Below are 6,964 nucleotides of genomic sequence, written 5' to 3' on the forward strand. Positions count from 1 at the left end.
TAAAACTGAAACTTTAAGAGCGTAAACAGGCGCTTATTTGACGCCATTAAATATTGATTGGATCCATTTTGCTGCGCTTAATGTTGCAAAGCTAACTAATTAATAGGGGGTTATATTATATCTCTGCAGTTTCAGACATGTCCTTGAAGAGCAGCGCCTTTAGTCCACCCTCGACCTCGGCATCCGGGAACTCAGGCGGATTGGCCAGACGCTGTTCGAAGCGCAGGTTGGGCGCTTCGATGGCGGTGTGGTCGATCAGGAAGCTGGAGCCCAGGCTCGGTTCATTCATGCAGGCCAGCACCTGACCACCCGGCACCAGCAGCTCGGGCATGCGCCGCAGCACTTTCTGGTAATCCTTGTCGAGCAGGAAGCTGCCGCGCTGGAAGGAGGGCGGGTCAATAATAATCAGGTCATAAGGGCCGGATTTTTTGACCTTGCCCCAGGACTTGAACAGCTCGTGGTCCAGAAAGCTCACTTTGCGCAGGTCGTGTTGATTGAGGCGGTGATTCTCACGCCCGCGGGTGAGTGCCGCCCGGGACATGTCCAGGTTGACCACCTGTTCGGCGCCGCCAGCGATGGCCGCTACCGAAAAACCACAGGTGTAGGCAAACAGGTTCAGCACCCGCTTGCCCTGCGCGTGAGCCCGCACCCAATCGCGGCCGTAACGCATGTCCAGAAACAAACCGCAGTTCTGCTTCCTGCCTAGATCCACCCTGAAGTGCAGGCCGCTTTCAGTGATTTGCCATTCTTCCACCCGCTCACCCAGCAGCCACTCAGTGGTGCTTTCCGGCAGATAACGATGTTGCAGCAACAAGGTATGCGCCTTGCTGTTCAGCCATTGTGGCGAGCGGGTCAGTTCCAGCAGCAATTGGGTCAGTGCTTCAAGCTCGGTCTTTGCGGGCTCGCGGAACAGTGAGACCAGCACCACGCCCTGCATCCAGTCGACCGTCACCTGTTCAAGTCCCGGCCAGACGCGGCCTCGGCCATGAAACAGACGGCGTGTTTCATCGGGTGCGGTTTGCAGGGCATCCAGCAGATGCTGGTTGAGGATGGCGAGTGCTTCTGGGGTCATGACGGGCAATCAGTGGCGAAAAGGCGCGACATGTTAAACGTTATCGACGCCGGACGGGCAGCAACATCAACCGGGATGACTGATCACGTACAGGCAGATCGACAGCGTCACGAGGGAGCCGAGGGTCGACACCAGAATCGTGCTCGAGACCAGTGACGCTTCGCGCTTGTAATACTCAGCCAGCATGAAAGGTCCGGTGCCCGTTGGCAGTGCGCTGAGCAGCAGGGCAGCATTGGCCCACAGTAACGGCACATTGAATACGTGAAATACCAGCACCCAGGTCAGCAGCGGGTGGCCGATCAGTTTGATCAGGACCAACAGCGACGTTCCTTCACGTGTGCCTTGTTGTTTTTCGGCGAGAAACAAGCCAAGCGCGACTAATGCACAAGGGCTGGTCGCAGCACCCAGGAGGCTGAGCAGTTTTTCCAGCGCGCCGGGCAAGGGCGCGCCGGTACTTGCCCATAGCGCGCCGAGGATCGGGGACACCACTAGAGGATTTTTCGCCAGCGCCAGAAACACTTTCAAGGCAATGCGGTGCGGCCTGCGTTCGGTTTGCAGTCCGACTTCCACACAGACCAGTGCCAGGCCAAATAAAACGCAGACCACCAGTAGTGCGCCGACCAACGCCGGTTGCAGTCCTTCCTGGCCGAGCACCATCACGCACAGCGGGATACCGATATAGCCCGCATTGGCGTAGGAGCCACCGAGTGCGTCGATGCTCGCGTCAGCCAGATGGGTGCCTTTCTTCCAGCGCAGCAAGAGGGTGATGACGAACACCGACAAGGTGCTCAACGTAAAGCCGATGACGAACCCCGGATGCCAGATCTGCTCCCAGGTCGATGTCGCCGTAACACTGAAGAGCAGCGCCGGTAAACACAGCCAGACCACCATCCGATTGATTTCCGAAGCGGCATTCGGGCCAAGGCGGTTCGTGCGGCGGCAGATGAACCCCAGCAGGATCAGGGCGAAAATCGGTAGCAATATATTGAGAACAGCAAACATTCAGGCCCGACCCGTTGCGCGCAAACAGGCGGGCAAGGTTAAGCACGAAAATCGTTAGCGTCCAATCTATTTTCCCTGCTGCGCAGGCCGTCCATCCGCTCGCCGTCCACAGTAAGCAGATCGTCACAATCGAGCCTTAGCCTTTAAGTCCGCACATTGCGCTGGTCCAGGTGCTTGTCTGACGGACCGCAATGGTCTCCATTCGAAGCGAGTGCCCGCCATGACAATTATAGAAACCGACTTCAACGTGTTGGATGAGCAGCAAATACGAGCCGCGCTCAAGCGTCTGTCTTTTTTGCGAGTCAAAATGGAGGCCGCTGCCCGGACGCCCATCGAAAGCATGCAAGTGCATCCGGATTATCTGGACAGTGCCCGCAACTTGCTGGGCTATCTCGCATTGCGCCGCCATGATATTCGCCCTCTGCAACAGCAGTTGTCCGGGCTGGGCCTTTCTTCCCTGGGACGCTGTGAAGCCAATACGCTCGCATCGGTCGACAGGGTGATTGATGTCCTGAAGCGCTTGCTTCCCGGCGCAGAGCTTGAAGAGAATTCCGGAAGCCTGGTGGACCGGACCGGGGAAAAGCTCCTGAACCTGCATGCAGACCAGTTGTTCGGCGGGCCAGCGCCAGAGCGTGGAGTACGCATCATGGTGACCATGCCTCAGGAGGCCGCGACCAATCCTTCCATGGTGCGTGAGCTGGTGCAGGCAGGCATGGATTGTCAACGCATCAACTGCGCTCACGATGACCCGGCTACCTGGCTAAAAATGATTGAGCATGGTCGCAGCGCCGCTGCCAAGGTCGGCAGAACCTGCCAGGTCATGATGGACCTTGCAGGGCCGAAGTTGCGCACGGGACAGATACAGCCCGGGCCCGCAGTGTTAAAACTCCGCCCGCAACGTGATGAGTTCGGACGCATCGTGACCGCCGCTCAAGTCTGGCTTGCCGAAGAGCCGGAGGTCTTTTCGGACGATGACTATTGTTTGCAGATGCCGGGAAAATGGTTGAAGCAGTTGCAGGTCGGTGATGAGCTTGCGTTCAGGGACGCGAGGGATTCAAGTCGTTCACTGTCGATCGTTGAAGTCACCGAACAAGGCTGTCGGGCGGAGTTGCGCAAGACGGCCTACATGATTCCCGGCATAGAGCTGCACTTGAAAAAGCATCGGGGTCGCCCGAAATCGGAACGCATCACCGGCGTTCCGCTTCGGGAGCAAAGCATTGTCCTCAAAGAGGGCGATGTTTTACTGCTGAGCGCTGATGCCAGTCACGGTCATCCCGCAGTGGTCGATAGCACCGGCAAGGTCCTGACCCCGGCGCGTATCGGGTGCACGTTGCCTGAAGTGTTCAAGGACCTGCGCGCCAACGAACCGGTCTGGTTTGACGACGGAAAAATCGGTGGGCGTATCCAGTCAGTCCAGGCCGACGTCGTTACCATCCGTATTACCCATGCGCCGGGCGGAGCCAAACTGAAAAGCGACAAGGGCATTAATCTGCCCGACAGCGAGCTGCAACTCGACGCTCTGTCGCCCGAGGACCTCGAGGCACTTGCGTTCGCCGCCCAGCATGCGGATGTGGTGGAGTTGTCGTTCGTGAACAGCCCCGAAGACGTCAAATCACTTCTGGCGCATTTGAAGCGTCTTGATGCCGAGCATCTGGGTGTCGTGTTGAAAATCGAGACGCGGCGCGGATTCGAAAGCCTGGCTGCTTTATTGCTGGCAGGCATGCAGAATCCGCGGCTGGGTGTGATGATTGCCCGGGGGGATCTGGCGGTAGAAAACGGTTTTGAAAGAACCGCGGAGTTGCAGGAGGAAATCCTTTGTATTTGCGAGGCGGCCCATGTCCCCGTGATCTGGGCAACTCAGGTGCTGGACACCCTGGCCAAGACTGGCGCTGCAACCCGCGCCGAAATTACCGATGCGGCGATGGGCGTGCGAGCTGAATGTGTGATGCTCAACAAAGGCCCGCACATTCTGGAAGCCATGGGGACGCTGGACGATTTATTGGTGCGTATGCAGGGGCATCGCAGCAAAAAGCGCGACTTGTTGCGCAAGCTGAGTGTCGCCGAGCTGAACGCCTGAGCCCCAGAGCGCCTGGACTCTGGTCCAGGCGCTCGTCGGGCAGTGCTCAATAAATTTGCGGGATGATCAGGTCACTCGGCGTCGGCACGCGGCTGTAATCCTCGCGGCGCTGACGCTCCGGCAGTTCAATCGCCGGTTGCTCGACTTCTTCGTACGGCATCTGGCCCAGCAAATGGTGGATGCAGTTCAGGCGCGCGGTCTTCTTGTCGTCCGCCTGCACCACCCACCACGGCGCTTCGGCGATGTGAGTTCGCTCCAGCATGATTTCCTTGGCCTTGGTGTAGTCCTCCCAGCGACGACGGGATTCCAGGTCCATCGGGCTAAGCTTCCATTGCTTGAGCGGATCATGGATGCGGCTGAGAAAGCGCAAATGCTGTTCCTGATCGGAGATCGAAAACCAGTATTTGATCAGTTGGATGCCAGAGCGGGCGAGCATGCGTTCGAACTCGGGCACGGTACGGAAAAACTCCTCGTACTGATCGTCGTCGCAAAAGCCCATGACCTTTTCCACGCCTGCGCGGTTATACCAACTGCGGTCGAACAGCACGATTTCGCCGGCTGCGGGCAGGTGCGAAACGTAGCGCTGGAAATACCATTGAGTGCGTTCACGGTCGTTGGGCGCGGGCAGTGCGGCAACACGGCAGACCCGCGGGTTGAGGCGTTGAGTGATGCGCTTGATCACGCCACCTTTACCGGCAGCATCGCGACCCTCGAAAAGGATCACGACCTTGTGCCCGGTCTTCACTACCCAGCTTTGCAGTTTGACGAGCTCGCCCTGAAGGCGGAACAGTTCGCTGAAATACCGTCGGCGGGCCTGTTTTTCATCGCTGTCGCTGATATCGTTTTCAAACAGTTTATCGAGGCTGTACTCGTCTTCTGCCAGCTCGAGCTCCAGCTCTTCATCATTATGATCAAGCAGCTCGCGATGAATACGCCGCGCCAGGTTTTCGTGGTCAGGAGACATATCGGGCACTCATCTGTAGGAAAAGTCCTCAGATAGTAATCAGCCCATATGACGCAAAGGTGACAGTTTAAAGACTTAGCGTGGGATGTAACGACGCTGCCAGCGATACGGGATGAACAGGGTCAGTAAACCCAGCACTGCAGCAAATGCGCCGCTGATCAATAGCGCATTGGCTCCCAGTCGGCTTTCCAGCAATGCGCCGATAATTGCCCCCACGAACATGCCAATCCAAGGGACCAGCTGCACCCGCCAGCCGTCACGGCGCTCGCCAAGCATCCAGCGCCCAAGGCCACGACCGAATCGCGAAAGTGCGCCGGTGACATACGTCAGCCCCACCGGCAGGCCGTTGACCTGTTCAACGGCGGCATTGAGCATGCCCATGGCCAGAATCGCCGCCACGACGGTAATAATCTGCGAAGCCATTGGCCAGGCTGCGGCAGCGCACAGCAGCATACCAATACTCAGTAACAAGGGCAGGGCGCGTCGGCCACTTACCCGGGCAACGATCACCCCCAGCGCATTACCGATCACAAAAGTGATGATTGCCAACAGCAGGCGAGAGGTGGTGTTCAGGTCACCATCGCTGATCGCCACCGCCAGCCGGGTGGTGTTGCCGCTCATGAAGGAGACGAAGTCGCCCGTCGCCATGAAGCCGATGGCATCGGTCATGCCTGCCAGAACCGAGAGACTCGCCGCCAACCCCATACCCACTCGGCCACGCCATTTCTGCATGTGCAGATGCTTCAAATTAGCACTGGCAGTGGCGGTGGAAGGAAGCATCGCAGGTCCTTGCATTGATCACAGATTCAGACGAGAACATTGCAACGCTTGATTAAAGAGCTTTGGCGCGAACGATCCGCTTGGCCTTGATTTCGTCGGCATAGGCTTTGAGCTGGTCGGCATCGCCATACAGCCGGTTGACCAGTTGCAGAATGGCCGTGACGTCGACATCAGTCATTTGTTCGGCGAGCTTGAGTATTTCATTGGCAGTGCTTTCAAGGTTCTCGGCAGTTCCCTTGAGGTGACGCTTGAGTTCCTGGGTCGGCTTGTTGAGGGCCATGATGTTTCCTTCTTATAAGTACCGCGATTTCTATGCGGTGGAGCATCGCTTTTTCTGGGGGAACAAGCAATGTGTTGGCTGCCTCCGTATGCCTAAGAGACGTCTTGGCGGGATGTAATACGATAACTGAGACTTCCGGTGCTTCGGAAGCTTCCTACAAACCTGCTCTGTATCGGCTGACTGACGTACCGAGCGACTGTTGGCAAAGTCCCGCCTTTTATTCAGGCCAAGGACTTGCCCATGCTCAACACCGCAGATCGCGCCTCGTTCACGCTAGAAATTGCCGGGCTTGAGCATGACTTTCGAGTGCTGGCCTTCACCGCAAAGGAATCCATCAGCCGTCCGTTCAGCGTACGCATCGAGTTGGTCAGCGAACGGGCCAATCTCGAACTGGATGATCTGCTGCACCGTCTGGCCTTCCTGAAAATTGACGCTGACGGTCATGGTTTTCACGGGCAGATTGGCGAAGTCGCGCAGGGTGATTCCGGCAAGCGCTTTACCCACTACTTCATCCAGTTGGTGCCCAGCCTCAAGCGTCTGGAATACCGCCGCAATCATCGGATCTTTCAAGGCAAGACTGTGCCGGACATCATCGCGCTGGTGCTCAAGGATCACGCCATCTTCAGCAACGGGTTTGCGTTCAGGCTGCGCGAGCCCTGCAAGCCTCGCGATTACTGCACCCAGTATCAGGAAACCGATCTGCATTTCGTACGCAGGCTGTGTGAAGAAGAGGGTATCCATTTTCACTTCCAGCACAGTCCTGACGAGCATCTGCTGGTGTTTGCCGAC

Annotated in this window: 7 protein-coding genes; 2 read left to right on the forward strand and 5 right to left on the reverse strand. The window is 57.5% G+C overall.

Annotated elements, in window-relative coordinates; all coding sequences use genetic code 11:
• Positions 1-115: 115 nt before the first annotated feature.
• Positions 116-1,072: a class I SAM-dependent methyltransferase gene (locus tag CKW31_RS14370; RefSeq protein ID WP_095096007.1), complete on the reverse strand. Its 957-nt coding sequence runs from the start codon at positions 1,070-1,072 to the stop codon at positions 116-118.
• Positions 1,073-1,138: 66 nt separating this feature from the next.
• The gene (locus CKW31_RS14375) at positions 1,139-2,074 is read right to left on the reverse strand and encodes an AEC family transporter (RefSeq protein ID WP_095096010.1); all 936 of its coding nucleotides are present in this window, start codon (positions 2,072-2,074) and stop codon (positions 1,139-1,141) included.
• A 220-nt stretch (positions 2,075-2,294) separates the two neighbouring features.
• On the opposite strand from CKW31_RS14375, the gene CKW31_RS14380 reads away from it, so the two are divergent.
• Positions 2,295-4,151 carry a pyruvate kinase gene (locus tag CKW31_RS14380; protein ID WP_095096013.1) on the forward strand — a complete coding sequence of 619 codons (1,857 nt, stop codon included), beginning with the start codon at positions 2,295-2,297 and terminating at the stop codon, positions 4,149-4,151.
• 46 nt (positions 4,152-4,197) lie between these two features.
• Here the strand turns inward: CKW31_RS14380 and ppk2 are convergent, their stop codons facing one another.
• The 3 genes from ppk2 to CKW31_RS14395 all read right to left on the reverse strand — a co-directional run bounded on the left by ppk2 (position 4,198) and on the right by CKW31_RS14395 (position 6,175).
• On the reverse strand, positions 4,198-5,115 hold the full coding sequence (gene ppk2, locus CKW31_RS14385) for a polyphosphate kinase 2 (RefSeq protein WP_095096016.1): 918 nt from the start codon (positions 5,113-5,115) through the stop codon (positions 4,198-4,200).
• 75 nt (positions 5,116-5,190) lie between these two features.
• Positions 5,191-5,895, reverse strand: a complete 705-nt coding sequence (locus CKW31_RS14390) for a YoaK family protein (protein WP_095096019.1) — start codon at positions 5,893-5,895, stop codon at positions 5,191-5,193.
• A gap of 52 nt (positions 5,896-5,947) precedes the next feature.
• Entirely contained in the window at positions 5,948-6,175 is a 228-nt protein-coding gene (locus CKW31_RS14395) for a hypothetical protein (protein ID WP_027900182.1), read from the reverse strand.
• 240 nt (positions 6,176-6,415) lie between these two features.
• On the opposite strand from CKW31_RS14395, the gene tssI reads away from it, so the two are divergent.
• The coding region (gene tssI, locus CKW31_RS14400) for a type VI secretion system tip protein TssI/VgrG (RefSeq protein WP_141230156.1) at positions 6,416-6,964 on the forward strand (549 nt) is incomplete at its 3' end.

The organism is Pseudomonas sp. Irchel 3A5 (assembly GCF_900187575.1).
Classification (GTDB): domain Bacteria; phylum Pseudomonadota; class Gammaproteobacteria; order Pseudomonadales; family Pseudomonadaceae; genus Aquipseudomonas; species Aquipseudomonas folii.

Excerpts from the sequence above, each read along its gene's own strand:
- CKW31_RS14370 (WP_095096007.1), bottom strand. The coding sequence starts at position 1,072 with ATGACCCCAGAAGCACTCGCCATCCTCAACCAGCATCTGCTGGATGCC.
- CKW31_RS14375 (WP_095096010.1), bottom strand. The coding sequence starts at position 2,074 with ATGTTTGCTGTTCTCAATATATTGCTACCGATTTTCGCCCTGATCCTG.
- CKW31_RS14380 (WP_095096013.1), top strand. The coding sequence starts at position 2,295 with ATGACAATTATAGAAACCGACTTCAACGTGTTGGATGAGCAGCAAATA.
- ppk2 (WP_095096016.1), bottom strand. The coding sequence starts at position 5,115 with ATGTCTCCTGACCACGAAAACCTGGCGCGGCGTATTCATCGCGAGCTG.
- CKW31_RS14390 (WP_095096019.1), bottom strand. The coding sequence starts at position 5,895 with ATGCTTCCTTCCACCGCCACTGCCAGTGCTAATTTGAAGCATCTGCAC.
- CKW31_RS14395 (WP_027900182.1), bottom strand. The coding sequence starts at position 6,175 with ATGGCCCTCAACAAGCCGACCCAGGAACTCAAGCGTCACCTCAAGGGA.